Source organism: Methylobacterium sp. WL18 (assembly GCF_008040015.1).
Classification (GTDB): Bacteria; Pseudomonadota; Alphaproteobacteria; order Rhizobiales; family Beijerinckiaceae; genus Methylobacterium; species Methylobacterium mesophilicum.
The window spans coordinates 1-1917 of sequence record NZ_VRVD01000786.1; the positions used below are offsets into that span (position 1 = coordinate 1).

General features: G+C 72.8%; 2 protein-coding genes and 1 pseudogene. All 3 read right to left on the bottom strand.

The annotated features are described in order from the left end of the window. A pseudogene (locus FV228_RS34510) lies at positions 1-178 on the bottom strand (DNA-protecting protein DprA); the annotation flags it as partial. Positions 179-215: 37 nt separating this feature from the next. Then, entirely contained in the window at positions 216-821 is a 606-nt protein-coding gene (gene plsY, locus FV228_RS28270) for a glycerol-3-phosphate 1-O-acyltransferase PlsY (protein WP_147857520.1), read from the bottom strand. Then, a partial coding sequence (gene pyrC / locus FV228_RS28275; protein ID WP_147857521.1) for a dihydroorotase occupies positions 818-1917 on the bottom strand: 1100 nt, incomplete at its 5' end. The genes pyrC and plsY, both read right to left, overlap by 4 nt.

Consider the following 1917-nt stretch of genomic DNA (forward strand, 5'->3'; position numbering starts at 1 on the left):
GCCTCCGGCTCGGCGGCTCGACGCGTCTGCCCTGGCGCCCGGTCAGGGCCGGCAAGGCTTCGAGGGCCGCGGCCGCCCCGCCGAACCGGTTGATCAGGGTGCGGAAGCTGCGGGGGCCGACGCCCTGGGTCCGGATCAGCCGCAGCCAATCGAGGCGCTGGGCATCGCTGAGCTGCATGGCGCACCCCCGGGATCACGCCGTCGCGCGTGACGGCTCAGCCCTTCTGGCCGATGCGCCCCTCGGTGCCGGCCGCGAGTCGCCGGATGTTGGGTGCGTGCTTCCACCATAGCAGCAGGCCGAGCAGCAGGAACAGCACAGCTTGCGTCGGCGTACCGAGCGCCCACAGCACGAGCGGCGTCGCCGCGGAGGCGGCCAGCGCCGCCAGCGACGAGTATTTCAGCGCGAAGGCCAGGCCGAGCCAGATCGCCGCGAAGGCCGCCAGAGCCGGCGGGCTGAAGGCCAGCAGCACGCCGATGAAGGTCGCCACCCCCTTGCCGCCCTTGAAGCCGAGCCAGACCGGGAAGAGGTGGCCGAGGAAGGCTCCGAGGCCGGCCGCCAGCGCCGGGCCCTCGCCGAGCTGACGGGCGATCAACACCGCGGCGGTCCCCTTCAGGGCATCGCCCAGCAGCGTCGCGGCGGCGAGGCCCTTCCGGCCGGTGCGCAGCACGTTGGTCGCGCCGATATTGCCCGAGCCGATCGCCCGGACGTCGCCGAGCCCGGCAAACCGCGTCAGGATGAGCCCGAACGGAATCGAGCCCAGGGCGTAACCCAGGGCAAGGCCGCCGAGGACGGCGGGCGTCGCGAGGTCCGGGAGCGTCATGCCGCGGCCGCGAGATCGTCGAGGGCGTGCACCGTCCGGCCACCCACCAGCGTCAGCACCGCGGCGCCCTGGAGGCGCGCCTCGTCGAAGGGCGAGTTCTTGGACCGCGACTTGAGCCGCCGCTTGTCGAGCACGTAGGGCAGATCGGGGTCGATCAGCACCAGGTCGGCCGGCGCGCCGACCGCCAGCCGGCCCGCCTCGCGGCCGAGGATCCGGGCCGGGTTCACGGTGAGCGCCGCCACGAGCTTGGCGAGCGCGAGGTCGCCGGTGTGGACCAGCCGCAGGGACGCGCCGAGCAGGGTCTCGATCCCGAGCGCCCCGTCGGCCGCCTCAGCGAAGGGCAGGCGCTTGGTCTCGACATCCTGCGGGTTGTGGTCGGAGACGACCACGTCGATCACGCCCTCGTTCAGGGCCTGCACCATGGCGTGCCGGTCGGCCTCGTCCCGCAGCGGCGGCGAGAGCCGGCAGAAGGTGCGGTAATGGCCGATGTCGTTCTCGTTCAGCACGAGGTTGTTGACCGAGACTCCGCAGGTCACCGGCAGCCCGTCCTGCTTGGCCCGGCGCACGATCTCGACCGAATCGGCGGTCGAGATCATGGCCGCGTGGTAGCGGGCACCGGTCAGCCGGACGAGGCGGATGTCGCGCTCCAGCATCACGGTCTCGGCCTCCCGGGGGATGCCCATCAACCCGAGGCGGGAGGCGAGCTCGCCCTCGTTCATCACGCCCTCGGCGACGAGGTCGGCCTCCTCGACATGCTGCATCAGCAGGGCGTCGAAATCCCGGGCGTAGGTCAGGGCGCGGCGCATCACCTGGGCGTTGCCCACCGCGTGCAGGCCATCGGTGAACGCCACCGCGCCCGCTTCCTGGAGCAGGCCGAACTCGGTCATCTCCTTGCCGGCCAAGCCCTTGGTGATGGCGGCCGCGGGCAGGACGTTGACGCACGCGGTGTCGCGAGCGCGGCGAAGCACGAAGTCCACGATCGCCGGGCCGTCGATCACCGGGTTGGTGTCGGGCATGCAGACCAGGGTGGTGACGCCGCCCGCCGCCGCCGCGGCGCTGGCCGAGGCCAGGGTTTCCCGGTGCTCGGCCCCCGGCT